The organism is Candidatus Accumulibacter sp. ACC007, from assembly GCF_907163205.1.
Classification (GTDB): domain Bacteria; phylum Pseudomonadota; class Gammaproteobacteria; order Burkholderiales; family Rhodocyclaceae; genus Accumulibacter; species Accumulibacter regalis.
The window spans coordinates 97,474-116,446 of the sequence record NZ_CAJQUD010000005.1 but is presented as its reverse complement, the minus strand read 5'-3'; the positions used below and the strand labels follow the sequence as shown (position 1 = coordinate 116,446).

The window sequence follows — 18,973 nt, the reverse complement described above, 5'->3', positions numbered from 1 at the left end:
CCGCCCCTGGCGGGGTGGCGATCGGCAATCAGACGACTTGTCCGGATGACGGTCTTGGCCAGCAAGTGTACCGCAGTTCCGGCCAGAAAGCCCTCGCCGGCCCACCAGCAGATGTCGCCAACCCCTGCTCCGGGCGGCGTGGCCATCGGTAGCGCGAGTTGGCTCGCTCACTGCCTTTCGAGGTCGCTGATCAGGCGTTGAAATTCTGCGTTGCTGAGGAGCAACTCGCGACCCGCCGCGATGAGTCCATCGACCTGCTCTTTTTTCAAGGCAAAGCTCGTTGGGATCTGGTTCAGGAAGCGTCGTCGCTCGGCCTGTCTAATGCTCTTGAAATCAATTTCGACGAAATACGATTCGACCGCCTGCTCCGGCGTTGATAGGTCTGCTGCCCAACGCTCGATGCTGCTGCGCAGCAGTGTCATCGTTGCGGCGTTGGTGCGATGAAGCTGGATGTCAGTCACCAGATTGACCGTGTCGGCCATCGACGGAGCTGCGGTTGTCAGTTCCATTCCGTATTGCGGTGAGGTGGAGGCGTTCACCGAGATGACAACGAAACGTCGTGGCGGGGCGCCGCCAAGCGAGTCGAGCAACTTGGTTGCGCCCCCGGCCAGCTCGATCATCTCGTAGATGGCCAGCAGCCCCAGGTTGTCGGTAATGCCGCCGTCGACCAGGTGAATATAGCGGCGCTGGTCCTTGAGCGTGTAGCTGTTGAGTCCGTCGACCACCTGCGACAGCTGCGCTGAGCGGCTTGCAAGGTGTTGCAAGCCGCTGAGAAAGTTCTGCGCGCGATCGTTACAGCCTTGGCGATTCTCGAGCACCAGCGGATGGAACAGAACCGGCACCGCCGATGACGCGGTGACCGCACTGGCAATTGGGAACGAAGAAAGGTCCGAGCACAGCAGATCAAAATAATCCTGCAGGAAGGAAAAGCGCACTCCTCGACCGAGGTCGGTGGCATTGATCACGATCAGCGGCCCGTCCCGGCTCTGCAGATCAGCAAAGGTTGCGCCCTTGAAGACGTTGCCATCGTAATAATTGGCTGCCATCTCGGTACGCCCACGTTCGGAGAGCAGCAGCGCTGGATCCAGGAGTCCTTGCATCAGTTCAATGGAGATGTTGCGGCGCAGAAAGTCGTTCTCGAAGTCCGTGAAAATCCTGTCACCGTACAAGCCTAGATAAGCGGCCGTGAAACTGCCACCGGAGACTGAGCTGATGATGTCGATCTTGTCCAGCAGTCGTTGTGAGCGGCCATCGAGCGTGACGCGGGTATCGCGTAGCGCTTGCAGAACGCCATACGCCAGCGCGGCAGCGCGCGTGCCGCCGCCTGAAAACGCCAGGATCATTGTCGCGTCATCGGAACGACCGGAATGCACCGCTTGCGTCATCGAGTATCTTGCAGACGGCTCGACCTCGGCGATGGGTGCGTTGCTGATCTTCCCGTACGACACGCAGGCAGAAAGCAGCGGCAGGGAAAGCGCGAGCACGCCTGAAAGACGCAGAGGGTAGAAGAAGGAATTGGTCATTTGATCCTTTTGAGCGGGTGCTGAATCAGCGAGCCAGCAGCGGTACAGGGTTCGCCACCGATACTCACCATGCCGTGGCCTTTGCCACGCGGCGCTGCCGCGGCGGCCAGCGGGGCGCCTCACCGCCGCCGTCGCTCCACTAGAGGGTCTTGAGAAATTCTAGCAGGGCTTGCTTGTCCGGCGCTGCCAGTTCGATGCCGTAGCGATGGCCGCCGTTGCCGTTGCCGCGCTGGCGGGTGTCGAAACGGAAGCCGTTCGCTTGCGCTGCGTCACCACTGGCGACGAATCCCACCTTGGTCGTGTCGAGCACGTCGTAGCCCCGATAGAATACGGTCGGGCGCTGCGCCGGCGGCGCCAACAGATCTTGCAGCGTCGGCACCGAACCGTTGTGCAGGTAGGGCGCAAGCAACCATATACCCACCAGCGGGCGCGCCACATAGCCTTCTGCGCCTTGCAGTTCGGCGTTGTCCATGCCAAGCGTCGCGGTCACACGATTCATGCGCTGGGCGTCGCCGGCCTGGAAAGTCAGCACGTGCTCCGGATCGGTGCCGACTTCCATGACTGGGATTGCCTGTCCGGTGCGTTCGCCACCGCTGCCGTGACAGCCGGCGCAATGGCTGGCGAACACCTCGCCGCCGCGTGCGGTCAACGCAGGGTCGGTCGGGGCCGGGAACGGTGGCGGCGCGAGAGCGCTCAGAAAGCTTTCGAGCCAGCGATTGCGGGCGTCAAATCCTCCCCAGGGCAGGGCGCCGGTGCCGAGCATGGAACTGGCGATCACGGCGGTGACGCTACGCGCCTCGCCGCCGGAGTGCAAGAGATGTCCGCTGCGTTCGCCGAGCCGCCACAGCGCGGGGAAATCGGTATTGCCGACGGTATCGTCCCAGGGGGCTTGGGTGAGGACGAATTTCGGCAGGTTGAAAGCGTCGTCGCGTCCCGGCCCCCAGGCAGGTTTTTCTTCCATCCAGGAGAGCTGATCGCCGGCGATGCGCAGCGCCAGGCGCGTCAGCGGGATCCACAGCGCTGCATACATTGCCCTTTCGCTCAAGTCCAGCGTCGATTGCTGTTCAATAATCGGCAACATTCCGGAAGCAGTGAAGCGCGGGTCGTGCGCAGCGGCAAACAGGAAGCGCAGCCAACCCTGAATGTTGACCGTGTGTCCGGGGCCGCCGTGAGCGTGGCGCGGCGCCTCATCCGGGGTGAGGCGATAGGTCGTCGTGTGGCATAGCGCGCAATTGATGGTGACACGCTCTACGCCCAGGCGCTTGATGGAGAAGCCGATCGGCAGGGGGCGGTCGGCTTCTACTGCGAGTCCGAACGCATCGTAAGCCGCGCCCCCGGATCTGTCGGCGCCCGGTCCCAGGCTGGCGTGGCGTTCGAGCAGATCGGGGAAGACCTGCGGCAAGGCGCGAAAGATCGGATAGGGAATGCCGGCGACCAGTTCAGCGCCCAGTGAGCCGTATTTGAAGCGATCGAGCTCGTTCGCGAAGTCTTGCTTGCCGCCGCGGAACAACTGCCAGCCGACGAAGACGAGGAGCAGGACAAGTGCGGAAATCAGATAGTGCTTTGTCTTCCTTCGACTCATGCTTCGTCCTCACGACTATTTCTGTTGTTCGCGCCCGGCAGCTTCCGGGTGGCGTAGGCGGGTCCCGTAACGCACTGGAACGGTGATCGGCACTCGACCCGGGGAAGAGTACTGCGCTGCGGCGAACATGCCAAACCGTGGCGCGAATACCGCTGGCGGATCGCCGACGTAGAAGTTGAAGGGTAGCGAGATCGCCGTCAAGCGATCACCCGCGCGCAACACCGTTTGTACAGCGAAATGAAGGTGTGGCCCGGAGGAATAGCCCGTAGAGCCGGACAGGCCGATCTGCATTCCGGCCTTGACCCGTTGTCCGGGGTAAACGCTCACCCCACCATGGGCCAGGTGCGCGTAGAGGGCGATGGTCCCGTCGCTGTGCTGTATGCGCACTGCGTTGGCCCTGCTGATCAGGTCGGGGTGCCGCCCGCCATAGCTCTGCCTGGCCTCGGTGTAGACCACTATCCCATCGCGCGCAGCGAGCACGGGCGTGCGCTCGGGCATGCCGATATCGACCGCGTACTCGCTGTCGGGTGTGCCGTGCGTGCTCAGCGGGCCGCCGGGCGCCTGGCCAATGTGGAAGGCCAGTCCGTTCGCGTAGGGCAGGCGATAGATCGCGCCGGCGCTCTGTCGTGCATGGTAATCGCCGAGCAGCCACGCACTTTCCGTGCGGAAACTGTAGCCCGTCCCGGTCACCGCTGGTCGAATGCGCGCCAGAGGGACGCTTCCGCTTTCCGGGGGAAGCACGACGTAGAGCGGAAATAAGCGATCTGCGGCGGCATTGCGCGAATTGGCGAGAGAAATCCTGAGCGAGACTGCTGCCGCGCCGTTGTTGCGAGCGACGATACGGTGGCCATTGCCTTCCTTCCTCGTCTCCACGGCAAAGGGGTAGTTCTCCCGAGCGGCAATCGGCTGCAGGTTGCAGAACACGGCCAGGAAGATGAGCAGGATCCTTTTCAACGCGACATCCCCGGAAATCCTCGTCGACGCCGATGATAGCGCAGCCACCCGTGGCTGCCGCCTGCCGAGGTCGCTGGCTGGACCAGAAAAGCTCACTGTGCCTACGAATGCTCACCAATCGGCAAGCGCTGAGCATTTCCTGGATCGGTCATTGCGATTGACCGCGATTGATTGGGCCAAATATACTTTCGTGGCTGGCCGGCTGCTCTTTCGGCGCACCCGCGCGCACACCTAGGCAACGACCATAGCAGGAGGATCAACGGCATGAGAGTCTTTCAGATCCAGGACGACTGGGGCATGGATCGCTTGCAGATGGCCAGCCGACCGGATCCCCGGCCTGGTCCGGGACAGGTCCTGCTGCGCATCAAGGCGGCCTCGTTGAACTACCGCGACCTGGTCGTTCCGAATCGGGGCTACGGCGCCTTCACCGGCGTGCTGCCGTTGATTCCCGTTTCCGACGGCGTTGGAGAAGTCGTCGAGCTGGGTGCCGGGGTGACTCGTGTCGCGGTTGGCGATCGCGCCTGCCCGTGCTTTCATCAAGGCTGGATCGCCGGCGCGCCTGACCTTGAGCGGATGACGCAGACGTTGGGTGGCCCGGTTGACGGGATGATGGCCGATATGGTCTGCCTACCCGAAGACGGAATGGTCAAGGTGCCAGAGCATCTCAGCGACGCAGAGGCGGCGACACTGCCCTGCGCGGCGCTCACCGCCTGGAGCGCAATCGTCAGCCACGACGCCCTCGGTCCGGGGTCGCGGGTCCTTGTGCAGGGGACCGGCGGGGTGGCGATTTTCGCCCTGCAGTTCGCGAAATTGCTCGGCGCCCACGTGACGGTGATCTCGTCGAGCGACGCCAAGCTCGAACGCGCTGAGGCGCTCGGCGCGGACGCGGGTATCAACTATACGACGACCCCCGAATGGGCGAAGCCGGCGCGCGCCCTCACCGCTGGCCGCGGTTTCGACCACATCGTCGAGCTCGGCGGCGAAAAAACCTTGCCGCAGTCGCTACGCTGCATCCGTCCGGGCGGGACCTTGTCGATGATTGGTGTGTTGTCCGGTTCGAGTCTGGCGGCGCCGCTGGGGCTGGTGGTCACCCGCCTGGTACGTCTGCAAGGCATTACGGTGGGTTCCCGAGACGACTTCGAGGCGATGCTGCGCGCCATCGACCAGCATCGGCTGCAGCCGGTGGTCGATCGCGTCTTTGCCTTCGAAGAACTCAAGGAGGCGCTGGCCTACCTCAAGAGCGGCGCACACTTTGGAAAGGTTTGCATCCGGCACTGAAGGGCCGCGAGTGGCCACTTCACGCATGGCGTGTGCGGCGCATGCCAGGAGCGCACTGCCGCCCTCCGCAGGCGCTTGCCGTCCGCCGGAAGCTGCGTCGCCTCGGTACGCGCTGGCTTTGCGCGGCCGGAATTGCTGGCCGCAGGGCTTCAGCTACGGTAGTCTGACGTTGCGTCATCTTGCCGTTTGCTCGACGATGGTTCGGTGGGAATGCTTTTCGGCTGTAATACGCCGGTGAACTGCTGCTGCGATGGCTTGTGCACAAGCCATCGAACAAGCGGCAAAGACGGAGCCGCCTTTGATAAGATGCACAGCGACAATGTTGTCAGCGCAGTGCCATGCTGTCGCTTTGTCGATGCAACGGCGAGCGCGTGTCTACCCGCAGCCGGGTCGCGGGTGCTTCCGACCGTCGTGGTGCACAGGGGGTGGTGATGTTCAGAAAACTAGTCTTGCCGGTACGGAAACTACTGCACGGGACCTTGAGAAAGCTGTTCAACGTCCTCCCCAAGAAGAGGCGTTTCGCTGTCTATCGCAACTTCGTCGATTGCGATCCCGCGCCAAGTGAGCGGCTGGTATTGAAGATCGCCGACACTCAGGAGGAGCTCGAAGCCTGCTTTACCCTGCTGCACGATGCCTATGTCGGTAGTGGCTTCATGACCCCGGATCCGTCCGGAATGCGCGTCACCCTCTACCACGCCCTGCCGACGACGACGACCTTGTGCGCGAAGTATGATGGGCAGGTGGTTGGCACGCTGTCCCTGATCCGGGAGAGCGTGCTGGGTTTTCCGCTGCAGAGGATTTTCGATCTGACCGCAGTGCGCGAGAAGACGGGGAACATTGCCGAGGTTTCGGCACTGGCCGTGCACCGGAAGTTCCGCCGCACGGGTGGCAGCATCCTGTTTCCGCTGATGAAGTTCATGTACGAGTATTGCACGACCTTTTTCGATACCCGTCATCTCGTCATCGCCGTCAATCCACGCCATATCGAGATGTACGAATCACTGTTGTTCTTCCGCCGCCTGACGCAGAACGTCGTCGAAAATTATGATTTCGTCAATGGTGCTCCCGCGGTCGGTGCGACGCTGGATCTTCGTGCGGCGCAGGAGATCTTCCGGAAGTACTACGGGAGCAAGCCGCCGAGGCGGAATCTGTACGCATTTTTCACGCAGGTCAATCTGCCCAATATCCGCCTTCCACAACGTCGTTTCTACACCACCAACGACCCCGTGCTGACGCCTGAATTGCTCGATCACTTCTTCAACGTGCGTACGAACGTCTTCGCCGAGCTCAGCGATCAAAGGAAATGCCTGCTGCACACGATCTACAATCTGCCCGCCTACAAGGCCGTGCTGCCCGCTGTCGAGGAAAGCAGCCAGGACGAGAGGGAGCGTCTGCGCCATCGGCGCTTTTCGGTGCGCTGCCCGGCGAAGTTCGCAATTACTTCGGCAGACGGTGCGGAGAGCAAGATCAGCCTGGAGATCATCCAGCTTTCGCGCGAAGGCTTCCAGGCACTCGCGCGGGTCCCGGTTCCGCTTGGCGTCTGGGGTGACATCACGATTCAACTCGGCCCTGCCGAAACCTCGCAAATCAAGGTTGCGGCCAACAGGGTGTCGGACGGCGGGGTCTACGGTTTCCGTCTCGGCGAACCGGATTTGATCTGGCGAAAATTTGTCAATGCCCTGTACAGTGGTAGTACCCACGCCGACCTCGAAAACGCGACGCGTTTCATGACCGATCGTTGACGCTGCGCCGTTCCCGTTCCCGCCATTCTGCCTCACCCCCTTCTGTCTGCACGTTACCCGCTGCTTGCGGCCGACGCGCCTGGTCATCTGCTGGCGGGCGATTATTCTGCTGCCCCGTCCGATGCCACCGGCGACGCAGCAGAGTCCTGGCGGCGTTTTTTTGGCCCATTCCCGGTTGCCGCGTGCAGCCGCCGTCGATAGTACGCTGGCGCCATGCCGGTCCAGCGCACGAAGGCGCGGTAAAAGGCCGCGGCGTCGGCGAAGCCCAGTTCAGCGGCGATCTGGGCCAGCGCCTGCTTGCTCTTGGCCAGACGGTCAATGGCCAGGTCTCGCCGCAAGGCGTCCTTGGTGGCCTGAAAGCTGGACCCCTCGTCTTCGAGCCGACGATGCAGGGTGCGTGGCGATAGGTGCAGTTGATGCGCGATGGCCGCCAGCGACGGAGAAGCGGGCAGTGCATCGCGCAGCGCGTTGCGCACGCGCAGCGCCATTTCGCGGTCGCGGCGGTAGAGGGTCGTCAGCTTGCCCGGCGCGCCGGTGAGGAAGGTCTGCAGGGTCGCCTCGTCGCGGCGGATCGGCCAGTCGAGCAGATTGGCGGCGAAGCTGGCGGTCAGCGTCGCAGCATCGAAAGTCGAGTCGGCCGTGAAGATCAGTGCGTAATCGCCGGCGTGTTGCGGGCGAGGGTAGGGAAAGGCCACCGAGTCAAGGACGATGCCGCGGCCGATCAGCCAGGATAGCAGCCCGTGCAGCAGGCGCAGCAGCCATTCGAAGGCGAATACCCGTCCGATCAACAGCGGGCGAGTTTCGGTGATGCACAGGCGGGCCTGCTCGTGGGTGGTCTCGAGGCGGACGCTGAGGTCGGGAAGCACCAAGCGGAGAAAGCGGACGCTGCGTTCGATGGCCTCGGACAGTGTCGGCGCGGTGATCGTGCTGCGGCAGAGGAACTCGAAGGCGCCGCAGCGCATGGGCTGCGAGAAAAGCCCGAAGCCTTCGTCGTCGAGTTGCTCGTTGATCAGGTTGTAAAGCGTCGCATAGCGGTCGACAGGAATCCGCGCGCTCGGCTCATCGAGCAGTGCCGGCGTGATGTTGGCGCTTTCGAGCAGCGGCGCCGTAGGGCAGCCCGCATGCCGCAGACCGGCCAGCATTCCCCGGACGAAGGCAATGGCCACCGTCGCGCGGCCGGCGGCGGACACGCGGGTCGCGGCGGTGCTTGTCGGCAGATGTCTGGCAGTCTTCTCAGCGTGGGGCATGGTCTTCTTGCAAGGCTGTGAATTGACAGCATATTTCAAGTTGGCGAGATTTACACTGTTCAAGGCGTGTAGGGTAATGGCTTTATCGGGGTCAAGTTCCTACCATGGATGTACCCGTGAAATTCCCGATCACCGAGACATCTTCAATTTTCGTGGAGCACAAACGTCATGACCGATCTTTCGCTTGCCAAGAAGCTTGTACCGTACAAACCCAAGCACAAACTGCGCTTCGTTACCGCAGCTTCCTTGTTTGACGGCCACGATGCGTCGATCAACATCATGCGTCGCATCCTGCAGGGGACCGGCGCGGAAGTGATCCATCTTGGTCACAACCGTTCGGTGCAGGAAATCGTGAACGCGGCCTTGCAGGAGGATGTGCAGGGAATTGCCATCACCTCGTACCAGGGCGGCCACGTCGAGTTCTTCAAGTACATGATCGACCTGCTGAAAGCGGGCGGCGGCGAGAAGGTCAGGGTCTTCGGCGGCGGCGGCGGGGTGATCGTGCCCAGCGAAATCGACGAGCTGCATGCCTACGGCGTGGCGCGCATCTATTCGCCGGAAGACGGTCAGTCGATGGGCCTGCAGGGAATGATCAATGACGTCGCGGAACACTCCGACTTCGACCTCGCGGCGCTGGCGCCGCTGGATCCTGAAGTGGTGCTCACGACGCTGAAAGGTGGCGATCGCCGTCAACTGGCGCAGGTGATCACGGCGCTGGAGAACGGTGTCTATTCCGCAGCGCTGCGCAAGAAGATCGTCGACGCGGCAGCCGGACTGAAAGTCCCGATGCTGGGCATCACCGGTACCGGCGGCGCTGGCAAGTCATCGCTGACCGACGAGCTGGTGCGCCGCTTCCGGCTCGACCAGAGCGACCGCATCAAGCTGGCGATCATCTCCATCGACCCCTCGCGAAAGCGCACCGGTGGTGCCTTGCTCGGCGACCGCATCCGGATGAACGCCATCGAACATGCGAACATCTACATGCGCTCGCTGGCGACGCGCGAGACGGGCTCCGAGCTTTCCGCCGCCCTGCCCGAGGTGCTTGCCGCCTGCAAGCTGGCCGGTTTCGATCTGGTGATCGTCGAAACCTCGGGGATCGGTCAGGGCAATGCGGCGATCGTGCCTCTGGTCGACGCCTCGCTGTACGTGATGACGCCGGAGTTCGGTGCCGCGTCGCAGCTGGAGAAGATCGACATGCTCGATTTCGCCGATTTCGTGGCCATCAACAAGTTCGATCGCAAGGGCTCCGAGGACGCGCTGCGCGACGTGCGCAAGCAGTATCAGCGCAACCACGAGGCCTTCGGTCAGCGTAGCGAGGAGATGCCGGTCTTCGGCACCATGGCTGCGCGCTTCAACGACGACGGTGTCACCGCGCTGTATCAGGCGATGCTGCCGCGCCTGCGCGATCTCGGTCTGCCGCTCAAGAAGGGCAAGCTGCCGCCGGTCGGCGTTCGGCAATCGTCCAACCAGCGCGCGATTGTCCCGGCTCAGCGCGTGCGCTACCTGGCCGAGATTGCCGACACCGTGCGTGCTTACCACGCACACACCGCCGAACAGGCCGAGCTGGCCCGCGAGCGGCAGTCGCTGCGCACCGCCAAGGACCTCTTTCAGGCCCGCGGTAAACCAGCAGGTGGCGATTTCGACGAACTGATCGAATGGAAAGACGGGCAGCTCGACGCGCGCGCCAGGAAGCTTCTCGACATGTGGCCGAAAACCGTCGAGCTGTACGCGCAGGACGAGTACGTCGTCAGGATCCGCGACAAGGAGAAACGTACGCGCCTGACCAGCACCTCGCTATCCGGGTCGCGCATTCGCAAGGTTTCGCTGCCGACCTACAAGGACGACGGTGAAGTGCTGCGCTTCCTGATGCGCGAGAACGTTCCCGGCTCGTTCCCATTCACCGCCGGCGTCTTCGCCTTCAAGCGCGAGAACGAGGATCCGACGCGCATGTTCGCCGGCGAAGGCGACGCTTTCCGCACCAATCGTCGCTTCAAGCGCGTCTCCGAGGGAATGCCCGCGAAGCGTCTGTCGACCGCCTTCGACTCGGTCACGCTCTACGGCTGCGACCCCGACGCCCGGCCGGACATCTACGGAAAGGTCGGGAATTCCGGCGTCTCGATCGCCACCCTCGACGACATGAAAGTGCTCTTCGACGGTTTCGATCTGTGCGCGCCGACGACTTCGGTGTCGCTGACCATCAACGGTCCGGCGCCGATCATCCTGGCGATGTTCTTCAACGCGGCGATCGATCAGCAGATCGAGAAATTCCAGAGCGAAAACGGCCGCCAGCCGACCGAAGACGAGATCGACAAAATCCGCGAGTGGGTGCTGGCCAATGTTCGCGGCACCGTCCAGGCGGACATTCTCAAGGAAGACCAGGGGCAGAATACCTGCATCTTCTCGACCGAATTCGCGCTCAAGATGATGGGTGACATCCAGGAGTTCTTCGTCCATAACAACATCCGCAATTTCTACTCTGTATCCATTTCCGGGTATCACATTGCCGAAGCCGGTGCCAACCCGATTTCGCAGCTGGCATTCACCCTGGCCAACGGTTTCACCTACGCCGAGGCCTATCTGGCGCGCGGCATGCACATCGACGACTTCGCGCCGAACCTGTCGTTCTTCTTCAGCAACGGCATGGACCCCGAGTATTCAGTGATCGGCCGGGTTGCCCGTCGTATCTGGGCAGTGGCAATGAAGAACAAGTACGGCGCCAGCGAGCGCAGCCAGAAGCTCAAGTACCATATCCAGACTTCGGGACGTTCGCTGCACGCGCAGGAAATGTCGTTCAACGACATCCGCACGACGCTGCAGGCGCTGATCGCCGTCTACGACAACTGCAACTCGCTGCACACCAACGCCTACGACGAAGCGATCACCACACCGACCGAAGAGTCCGTTCGCCGCGCCATGGCCATCCAGTTGGTGATCAACCGCGAGTGGGGTCTGGCGATGAACGAGAACCCCAATCAGGGCTCGTTCATCATCGACGAGCTGACCGATCTGGTCGAAGAGGCGGTGCTCAAGGAGTTCGAAGCCCTCGCCTCGCGCGGTGGCGTTCTCGGGGCCATGGAAACCGGTTATCAGCGTGGCAAAATCCAGGAAGAGTCGCTACATTACGAGCACAAGAAGCACGACGGTTCGTTCCCCATCGTCGGCGTCAATACTTTCCGCAACCCGAAGGGTGACGCGCAGATCGAAATCGAGCTGGCGCGCTCGACCGAAGAAGAAAAGCAGTCGCAGCTCAATCGCCTACGCGACTTCCAGGGGCGCAACGCCGCGGCGTCTGCTGCGCTACTCGAACGCCTGCAGCAGACGGTCATCGAAGACGGCAACGTTTTCGCGGTGCTGATCGACGCCGTTCGCGTTTGCTCGCTCGGACAGATCACCAATGCTCTTTACGACGTTGGTGGCCAATATCGTCGTAGCATGTAGCATGCAGGACCGGTCGGCGGGATGCGCTCTATGCGTGCCCCGCCTGCTGCTCTGGTGCAGGCAGGCAAGGCATCCAGAAAAATGCGCGTAGCCGGGTAGCGTCTAGTGCCGGAATACGGTTTGTTGGCCAATAGGACGGAGGGGATGAAACATGTCGGATATTTACCAGCGTATCTACCAGAGCAAGAAAATGACGGCAGCGGACGCCATGGGTCTGGTCGAGAACGGCGATCTGATCAGCGTGCCAACCGGCGTCGGCGAGCCACCGACCCTGTTGACGGCCCTGTCCGAGCAGCGGCAGCGTTTTCACGGGGTGACCGTGGCGCAGATTCTGCCGCTTCGCAAATACGCCTATTTCGACCCCGAGACGGTCGACAACGTCCGCCATCTCGCTTTTTTCTATGGCGGTGCGAGCCGGGCGGGTGGTCAGGAAGGCTGGATCGACTACCTTCCTAGCTATTTCTCCGAAATGCCGTTGCTGATCAAGAATCGACAGATTCGTGTCGACGTCGTCTTCACCATGGCCTCGCCAATGGACGAGCACGGCTATTTCTCGATCAGCCTGGCCACCGACTACACCATGGCGGCGATCAGTACCGCCCGGGTGGTGATCCTCGAGGTCAATCCCAACGTCCCGTTTACCAACGGCAACTGCCACGTGCATGTCTCGCAGATTGCGGGTCTCGTCGAGAGCGAGGATCCGGTACTCGAAGTGGGCCTGCCGCAGATCGGCAAAGTGCAGGAGGCGATCGGCGAATACGTGACCGATATCATCGAGGACGGGTCGACGCTGCAGATCGGTTACGGCGCCATTCCCGACGCGGTGGTCATGCAACTCGTCAACAAGCACGACCTGGGAATCCACACCGAGATGATCGGGGACGGCATCCTCAAGCTGCTCGAGTGCGGCGCGGTGACCAATCGCAAGAAGACCTACCTGCCCGGCAAGATGGTCGCCACTTTTGCGCTCGGTTCGCAGCGGCTCTATCGCTTCATGAATCGCAATCCGATGCTCGAAATGCATCCGGTCGACTACACCAACGATCCGTTTCTGGCGGCGCGCAACGACAAGCTGGTGACCATCAACGCCACGCTGCAGGTCGATCTGATTGGCCAGTGCTGCTCGGAGAGTTTCGGTCCGCAGTCGTACTCCGGTACCGGTGGGCAGGTCGACTTCGTGCGCGCAGCCAACCGCTCACGAGACGGCAAGTCGTTCATCGTCCTGCCGGCCACGGCCAAGGGCGACACCATTTCCCGAATCGTACCGACGCTGACCACCGGGGCGCACGTGACGACGAGCAAGAACGACGTCAACTACGTGGTCACCGAATACGGTCTTGCGCAGTTGCGCGGCAAAAGCGCCAAGCAAAGGGCGCAGGCGCTGATCGGCATTGCTCACCCTGATTTCCGCGGCGAACTGAGCGAAGCGGCGCGCAAATTGAAATTGCTCTAGCGCCGGCAACACGTAGCGCCGGCAAGTCTGCTCCGCACGCCGTCCTGCGGCAGCCGCACATCAAGGCTGCCGCAGAGTCGGTGATTGGGGACTTGCCCTGACCTGACGCCGTGAGCCTGTGGCCCGTCTGCTGACGGCAGCTGCCCGAATCGGGAACTCAGCGTCTTTCGTACACCAGTTCGACCTTGCGCATGCTCTGACGACAGGTTTCGCTGTCGCAGGCCTCCTTGCCGCTCTGTTCGCTGGCGCGCGGCAAGCGCCGCAGTTGGTTCCGTGGCACGCCAAGCGAGCGCAGTTTGTCGCTCGCCGCTTCGGCGCGTTTGTCGGCGACCGCTAGATTGTAGGCCGCGCTGCCGAGATTGTCCGTATGGCCGACCAGCGTCACGACCAGTTGCGGGTCATTCTTCAGGTGCATGGCGTTCTCGCGCAGGACCTCGATGCCCTCGCGGCTGATCGTCGCTTCGCCGAGGGCGAAATAGATCGTCCTCTTGGCCGGTTCGTCGGCAAAGGGGGTGTTTGGCAGCGCCGGCGTAGGCGGCGTCGGCTCTCGCGCAGCCTTGGCAACCCGCGCGGAAGGGTCAGCTGCTGGTTGGTCGAGGGTGCCGCAGGCGCTTAGCAACACGGCACCGGCCAAGCAGAGAAGGCGAAGACGAAGGTATGAAGGCATTGGCGATGCACCGGCAGGTCGAGACACAACTCCCAAGTCGGGAGCCGGCTAGTTTAGCAATGATTCGCGTGCGATAGGGGCGCTGGCGAAAAGGCGGCGCCGTGACCGCTCTTGCCGTAGCCTGGTGCGTCTTCGTGCAGGCACCGCTTGACCGGCCCCTGGTCGCTCCCGATACTACGGGGTTTTCAGCCACTTCGTGTTCCCATGCCTGCCTCTTGCCCGCGCCGCTTCGCTCTTGCTCTGCTCGGCTCTCAGCTTCTCGGCCTGCCCGTGTCGGCTGCGCTGGCCGAAAGCGTTTCCTGCCACGTCACCTACGGCGGCGAAACCCGGCTAGTGCAGGCGCAGCCGGTCGCCTCGCCCTACGCCGTCCCGGTGGAGAAGATCGGCTCGTATTTCCTTTTTCGCGTCGTCTTCCAGAAGGAGCCGGCCGATCTGGCGGCGATCAAGGTCTATGTGCTGGCCGCCAGAGACATCGGCCCGACGCCGATCCACCAGGCCACGCATGCCTACCCTCCGCTGACGATGAAGGCCGCGCCTTGGGGCTTCACCGGAGTCAATCAAGTCTACGAGCCGCTCAGGGACGGTGAATTGCGCTACTGGTGCGAGTGGTCCGGCGCGGGGCGGCAATCGTGAGCGAGAGACGCCCCCTTCTTTTCCTGCTTGCTCTCCTACTCGGCCTGACGCTGGTCCACCCCGTCAGTGCACAGAACGTACGCCTGATCTTCGTTGGCGACATCATGCTCGACGATGGGCCGGGCAGTCTGATCCGTCGTGGCGGCGATCCGCTGGCCGCATTCGCGTCGCAGCTGCAAGATGCCGACTACCGTATCGGTAACCTCGAATGCCCGATCGCCACCCAGGGCCAGGCACTGGACAGCAAAATCTACAGCTTTCGCGCCGCTCCGCGCGTGGCGGCCGTTCTCAAGGGTCGCTTCGATGCCCTGGCGGTGGCTAACAATCATTCCGGGGACTACGGGCAGCAGGCTTTTCTGGAAACGCTCGACCATGTTGCCGGGCAGGGGATCGCCGCGTTTGGGGGTGGCCGCAATCTCGAAGAAGCGCACCGACCGCTGTGGATAGCGCGTGGCGGTCTGCGCATCGCCGTACTGGCGTACAACGAATTCAAGCCGCGTTCTTTCGAGGCCGGGGCTGACTGGCCGGGGATCGCCTGGAGCGAGGACAGCCATGTCGTCGCCGACATCCGTGCCGCTCGTGCGGCCGGCGCCGACCTCGTGATCCCGTTCATGCACTGGGGTTGGGAGCGCGAGGAACAGCCGAGCGAGCGGCAGCGGCAGCTGGCGCGGACGATGATCGACGCCGGTGCCGACGTCGTCGTTGGCGGCCATCCGCACGTCACCCAGGGTGCCGAGTACTATCGCGGCAAGTTGATCGTCCACAGCCTGGGAAATTTTGTCTTCGATGGCTTCGACAACGCCGCCACGCGTACCGGCTGGCTGCTGCGCCTGACCCTCGACAGGAGCGGGCTGGTCGCCTGGGAGACGCTGGCCGCGCACATGGACGATGACGGCAGCCCGCAGCCGATTGCCGGCGTTGCGACTCCCTGTGGTCGTGTCGGGGAGAGCATCGTTGGGGAGTGCGTTGGCAATCCCTGAAGGTCGTCCGGGCGGCCGCTCCTCAGGGTTGCTTCTCGGCGTCAGGTCGCCATTGCGGCGGCACGGCGCTGGTCCATTCGAGGCGCGCCAGCAGGCGGTAGAAGTCGTTCGCCAGCGGCGCGCGCAGGGTAAGCGGTGCGCCGCTGACCGGATGCGCCAGGCGCAGCTCGGTGCATGCCAGGAGCAGCCGGTGGCAAGTGAACAGCGTTTGAAAAAGGCGGTTGTGGCGCCCCTTGCCATGAGTGGCATCGCCGACGATCGGGTGCGCGATGTGTTTGAGATGCCGGCGCAGCTGATGGCGGCGTCCGCTCAGCGGCTCGAGCTCGACCAGGGCGTAGCGGCTCGACGGATAGCGGTCGACGCGGTACGGCAGTTCGACCGTTGCCAGCGTCCTGTAGCGGGTGAACGCGTCCTGCGCCGGGGCGTCGGCGGCGGGAGCGCCTTCGGACGTGTCGATATGACGACGCAAGGGATGGTCGATTTCGCCGGCGAGCGGCGGATGGCCGCGTACCACGGCCAGGTAGTTCTTGCCCACCTGGCGCTGTTCGAAGCAGCTGCTCAACGACCGCCCGATCGCGCTGCTGAGCGCGAACAGAAGGACCCCGGAGGTTCCCTTGTCGAGGCGGTGTACCGCGTAGACGCGCTGGCCGAGCTGCTCGCGCAGCATCTGCAGCGCAAAGCGTCGCTCACGGCGGTCGATGGCGCTGCGATGGACCAGTAAGCCCGCCGGCTTGTGGATGGCGACCAGATGCTGGTCCTGATACAGGATCGGCAGCGTGGCGCCGCCAGTCTCAGTCATTGCCGCCCACTTGCGCTCTTCGCAGACGCGTTGCCTTTTCGGCCCGCGTGTATGGTGGCTGCCGGTGATTTGCCTGCCGACGACTCGCCGGTTGCCGCCGGGAACTCGCCGTCGACGTAGTACCAGCGGCCGGCTTGCTGCACGAAGTGGCTGACTTCGTGCAGGCGCTGGGCGCGGCCGCCGACGCAATAGCGGGCGACAAACTCGACGATCGCCGATGCCGGTCCGGTGGTCACGTGGCGGCGCACTTGCAGCCCAAGCCACTGCGGCGCCAGTGCGCCATCAGGGTCGATCCGTGCCGGACGGGTCGACGGATGCCAGGTCGCCAGGAGGTAGGCTTCGATGGCCAGGACGTAGGCGCTGTAGCGCGAGCGCATCAGCGCTGCCGCGTCAGGCGCCGCAGCCCCGTCGTGCAGAGGGCCGCAGCATTCGGCGTACGCGAGTCGACTGCCGCAGGGGCAAGCGCTCCTTGAAGCCTCGCTCACTGCCGACTCCCGAGCGGACCTTGACATGGGTCAAGCCGGGTTGACGTTGGCACCGGCATCCGCAGCCGCGGGGCCTCAGCCGCCGCGCCGCGCCGGGCTGCGAAACAGTGCCGCCGTGGCGACGCCGCTCTCCGCGCGTGGACGTTGCGGTGCGCGCGGCGGGTTGTGCGGCGTGGTCGGATTGGCGCGGGCGGGGGACGGCGTCGCTCCCGGTCGCGCCGGTGGCGTCGCCGCCTTGGCCGGCGTGCGTGCGCGTCCGTCACGAGCGGGGCCGGCACCGCGCCGGTTGCCGTCGTGGCTGCCGCGTGGCGCGGGCGTTGCCACCGCTGGGGCAGCTGTCTTGCCAGGCTCGAAGCCTTCGACGACCTGTTTTTCAATGCGCCGGGTGAGCAGCTTTTCGATCGCCGCCAGCAGCGGGCGCTCTTCGGCCGAAACCAGCGACAGCGCTTCACCCGAACTACCCGCGCGGCCGGTGCGACCGATGCGATGGACGTAGTCCTCGGGGACGTTCGGCAGCTCGAAGTTCACCACGTGCGGCAGCTCCTCGATGTCCAGACCGCGCGCGGCGATGTCGGTGGCCACCAGCACGCGCACCGTGCCGTTCTTGAAACCGGCCAGGGCACGCGTGCGCGCCGGCTGGCTCTTGTTGCCGTGGATCGCGGTGGCCTCGATGCCGGCTTTGCACAGATATTCGGAGAGGCGGTTGGCGCCGCTCTTCATGCGCGTGAACACCAGTACCTGTTTCCAGTCGCCCGACGACACCAGGTGCACCAGCAGGTCGCGCTTGCACCAGCTATCGACCGGGTGTACCCGCTGCGCGACGAGCTCGGACTCGGCGTTGCGGCGTGCGACTTCGACCATCGCCGGGTTGTGCAGCAGGCCGTCGGCGAGCTTGCGGATCTCTTCCGAGAAGGTCGCCGAGAAGAGCAGGTTCTGGCGTTTCGCCGGCAGCACCGCGAGGACGCGGCGGATGTCGCGGATGAAGCCCATGTCCAGCATGCGGTCGGCTTCGTCGAGCACCAGGATCTCGACGTTCGACAGTTCGAGCGTCTTCTGCTGCAGGTGATCGAGCAGCCGCCCGGGTGTGGCGACCAGGATGTCGACGCCACGGCGCAGGGCGTCGATCTGCGGGTTGATGTTCACGCCGCCATAGATCAGCGTCGACTTCAGTTTCATGTACTTGCCGTAGGTGCGTACGCTTTCCTCGATCTGCGCCGCAAGTTCGCGCGTCGGGGTCAGGATCAGCGCCCGCACACGCTGGCGTGGCAGGGCGCTGGCGTCCGCACGGGCGGGCATGGTGGCCAGGCGTTGCAGCAGGGGCAGCGTGAAACCGGCGGTCTTGCCGGTGCCGGTTTGCGCGCCCGCGAGGACGTCGCGGCCCTCGAGAATGAGTGGAATGGCCTGCGCCTGTACCGGCGTCGGGTCGGTGTAGCCTTGTTCGGCGACAACACGGGTGAGCTCGGCCGACAGGCCGAGAACGGAAAACGATTGAGTCAAGGTGAATCTCCGGTGAACGACCTGCTGCGGCATGATGCCAACAGAGCCGGTTCAGGCGTTTGGAACTTTGGGGGAGGGGTGTGCCGCGGGGCGATCGGCAGGTGCCGATGGGGGATCAACCGCGAGAGGACCGAGCTGCCGACCGGATGAAACGCGGCTCAGTTCTGCTCGGCACTATACACGCTTTGTTGCCGCATCACGAAAAAAGGCCGTCGCGCATGCGCAGCCGGCAAGCGATCGACGCTGCCGGATCCCCGCGCCGGCTGGCTGATGCACGATCTACAGAATGACTCTCCTCTGGCGCGATGGCCGGTTTTGCCTCCGCGGCCAAGGCACGCCATCACGCCGCTCACATCGGCAAATCCTTCGGAAAGCCGACCAGTTCGTCGTGGTCGAGCTTTTCAATCGCCTCCGGCCCCAACTCGCGGCTATTCCAAGCGTAGTTGAGCTTGGCGTAGACCGCTGGCAGCAACTGTGGCAGCAACTCGTCGACCGCGTCTGGATCCGATTCCAGTTCGCCGATCGCTTCTTCGAGCGCTTCCATGGCGTCGGTGAGGGTGGTGAGAACCCATTCAGCGTCCATTTCCTGTTCCTTCAAGTCTGGTGTGGGTGCGAATGTTAATCCGGGAAAGCTGCTTTGGCGATGGCGGCACTCGCATGCTCGCTCCCCGCTTCGGGTACGGCGCGCCCCAGGC

At 63.6% G+C, this 18,973-nt stretch carries 15 protein-coding genes; 6 read left to right on the top strand and 9 right to left on the bottom strand.

The window, feature by feature from the left end:
- Positions 1–167: 167 nt before the first annotated feature.
- The 3 genes from QZ634_RS13555 to QZ634_RS13545 form a co-directional block, all read right to left on the bottom strand.
- Positions 168–1,343 (bottom strand): patatin-like phospholipase family protein, encoded by a 1,176-nt coding sequence (locus QZ634_RS13555; RefSeq protein WP_291989194.1) that lies wholly within the window; start codon positions 1,341–1,343, stop codon positions 168–170.
- A gap of 319 nt (positions 1,344–1,662) precedes the next feature.
- Positions 1,663–3,105 (bottom strand): cytochrome c, encoded by a 1,443-nt coding sequence (locus QZ634_RS13550; protein ID WP_291989192.1) that lies wholly within the window; start codon positions 3,103–3,105, stop codon positions 1,663–1,665.
- 15 nt (positions 3,106–3,120) lie between these two features.
- Positions 3,121–4,059: a M23 family metallopeptidase gene (locus tag QZ634_RS13545; RefSeq protein WP_291989190.1), complete on the bottom strand. Its 939-nt coding sequence runs from the start codon at positions 4,057–4,059 to the stop codon at positions 3,121–3,123.
- 264 nt (positions 4,060–4,323) lie between these two features.
- Here QZ634_RS13545 and QZ634_RS13540 point away from each other — a divergent pair, with 264 nt between their 5' ends.
- Together QZ634_RS13540 and QZ634_RS13535 are read left to right on the top strand one after the other, a co-directional pair.
- The gene (locus QZ634_RS13540; protein ID WP_291989188.1) at positions 4,324–5,337 is read left to right on the top strand and encodes an NAD(P)-dependent alcohol dehydrogenase; all 1,014 of its coding nucleotides are present in this window, start codon (positions 4,324–4,326) and stop codon (positions 5,335–5,337) included.
- Positions 5,338–5,768: 431 nt separating this feature from the next.
- A complete protein-coding gene (locus QZ634_RS13535) occupies positions 5,769–7,079 on the top strand; it encodes a GNAT family N-acetyltransferase (protein WP_291989186.1) in 1,311 nt (436 codons plus the stop codon).
- Positions 7,080–7,180: 101 nt separating this feature from the next.
- Here the strand turns inward: QZ634_RS13535 and QZ634_RS13530 are convergent, their stop codons facing one another.
- Complete coding sequence (locus QZ634_RS13530) at positions 7,181–8,326, bottom strand: AraC family transcriptional regulator (protein WP_291989184.1); 1,146 nt, start codon at positions 8,324–8,326, stop codon at positions 7,181–7,183.
- A 168-nt stretch (positions 8,327–8,494) separates the two neighbouring features.
- Here QZ634_RS13530 and icmF point away from each other — a divergent pair, with 168 nt between their 5' ends.
- Together icmF and QZ634_RS13520 are read left to right on the top strand one after the other, a co-directional pair.
- Positions 8,495–11,764, top strand: a complete 3,270-nt coding sequence (gene icmF, locus QZ634_RS13525) for a fused isobutyryl-CoA mutase/GTPase IcmF (protein WP_291989182.1) — start codon at positions 8,495–8,497, stop codon at positions 11,762–11,764.
- A gap of 151 nt (positions 11,765–11,915) precedes the next feature.
- A complete protein-coding gene (locus QZ634_RS13520) occupies positions 11,916–13,217 on the top strand; it encodes an acetyl-CoA hydrolase/transferase C-terminal domain-containing protein (protein WP_291989179.1) in 1,302 nt (433 codons plus the stop codon).
- 157 nt (positions 13,218–13,374) lie between these two features.
- On the opposite strand, the gene QZ634_RS13515 is transcribed toward QZ634_RS13520, so the two are convergent.
- Positions 13,375–13,884 (bottom strand): OmpA family protein, encoded by a 510-nt coding sequence (locus QZ634_RS13515; RefSeq protein WP_291989177.1) that lies wholly within the window; start codon positions 13,882–13,884, stop codon positions 13,375–13,377.
- A 204-nt stretch (positions 13,885–14,088) separates the two neighbouring features.
- Here QZ634_RS13515 and QZ634_RS13510 point away from each other — a divergent pair, with 204 nt between their 5' ends.
- Both QZ634_RS13510 and QZ634_RS13505 read left to right on the top strand, forming a co-directional pair.
- Entirely contained in the window at positions 14,089–14,517 is a 429-nt protein-coding gene (locus QZ634_RS13510; RefSeq protein WP_291989175.1) for a hypothetical protein, read from the top strand.
- Positions 14,514–15,497, top strand: a complete 984-nt coding sequence (locus tag QZ634_RS13505; RefSeq protein WP_291989173.1) for a CapA family protein — start codon at positions 14,514–14,516, stop codon at positions 15,495–15,497. Before QZ634_RS13510 ends, QZ634_RS13505 begins: the two co-directional genes overlap by 4 nt.
- Before the next feature lie 22 nt (positions 15,498–15,519).
- Here the strand turns inward: QZ634_RS13505 and QZ634_RS13500 are convergent, their stop codons facing one another.
- The 4 genes from QZ634_RS13500 to QZ634_RS13485 all read right to left on the bottom strand — a co-directional run bounded on the left by QZ634_RS13500 (position 15,520) and on the right by QZ634_RS13485 (position 18,861).
- Positions 15,520–16,296 carry a pseudouridine synthase gene (locus QZ634_RS13500; RefSeq protein ID WP_291989171.1) on the bottom strand — a complete coding sequence of 259 codons (777 nt, stop codon included), beginning with the start codon at positions 16,294–16,296 and terminating at the stop codon, positions 15,520–15,522.
- A complete protein-coding gene (locus QZ634_RS13495) occupies positions 16,293–16,781 on the bottom strand; it encodes a YchJ family metal-binding protein (RefSeq protein ID WP_366145400.1) in 489 nt (162 codons plus the stop codon). The genes QZ634_RS13500 and QZ634_RS13495 overlap by 4 nt, the downstream gene beginning before the upstream one ends.
- A 75-nt stretch (positions 16,782–16,856) precedes the next feature.
- The gene (locus QZ634_RS13490; protein WP_291989169.1) at positions 16,857–18,311 is read right to left on the bottom strand and encodes a DEAD/DEAH box helicase; all 1,455 of its coding nucleotides are present in this window, start codon (positions 18,309–18,311) and stop codon (positions 16,857–16,859) included.
- Positions 18,312–18,627: 316 nt separating this feature from the next.
- Positions 18,628–18,861, bottom strand: a complete 234-nt coding sequence (locus tag QZ634_RS13485) for a hypothetical protein (RefSeq protein WP_291989166.1) — start codon at positions 18,859–18,861, stop codon at positions 18,628–18,630.
- Positions 18,862–18,973 lie beyond the last annotated feature (112 nt).

Excerpts from the sequence above, each read along its gene's own strand:
- QZ634_RS13555 (WP_291989194.1), bottom strand. The coding sequence starts at position 1,343 with ATGATCCTGGCGTTTTCAGGCGGCGGCACGCGCGCTGCCGCGCTGGCG.
- QZ634_RS13550 (WP_291989192.1), bottom strand. The coding sequence starts at position 3,105 with ATGAGTCGAAGGAAGACAAAGCACTATCTGATTTCCGCACTTGTCCTG.
- QZ634_RS13540 (WP_291989188.1), top strand. The coding sequence starts at position 4,324 with ATGAGAGTCTTTCAGATCCAGGACGACTGGGGCATGGATCGCTTGCAG.
- QZ634_RS13535 (WP_291989186.1), top strand. The coding sequence starts at position 5,769 with ATGTTCAGAAAACTAGTCTTGCCGGTACGGAAACTACTGCACGGGACC.
- QZ634_RS13530 (WP_291989184.1), bottom strand. The coding sequence starts at position 8,326 with ATGCCCCACGCTGAGAAGACTGCCAGACATCTGCCGACAAGCACCGCC.
- icmF (WP_291989182.1), top strand. The coding sequence starts at position 8,495 with ATGACCGATCTTTCGCTTGCCAAGAAGCTTGTACCGTACAAACCCAAG.
- QZ634_RS13520 (WP_291989179.1), top strand. The coding sequence starts at position 11,916 with ATGTCGGATATTTACCAGCGTATCTACCAGAGCAAGAAAATGACGGCA.
- QZ634_RS13515 (WP_291989177.1), bottom strand. The coding sequence starts at position 13,884 with ATGCCTTCATACCTTCGTCTTCGCCTTCTCTGCTTGGCCGGTGCCGTG.
- QZ634_RS13510 (WP_291989175.1), top strand. The coding sequence starts at position 14,089 with ATGCCTGCCTCTTGCCCGCGCCGCTTCGCTCTTGCTCTGCTCGGCTCT.
- QZ634_RS13500 (WP_291989171.1), bottom strand. The coding sequence starts at position 16,296 with ATGACTGAGACTGGCGGCGCCACGCTGCCGATCCTGTATCAGGACCAG.
- QZ634_RS13490 (WP_291989169.1), bottom strand. The coding sequence starts at position 18,311 with ATGCCGCAGCAGGTCGTTCACCGGAGATTCACCTTGACTCAATCGTTT.
- QZ634_RS13485 (WP_291989166.1), bottom strand. The coding sequence starts at position 18,861 with ATGGACGCTGAATGGGTTCTCACCACCCTCACCGACGCCATGGAAGCG.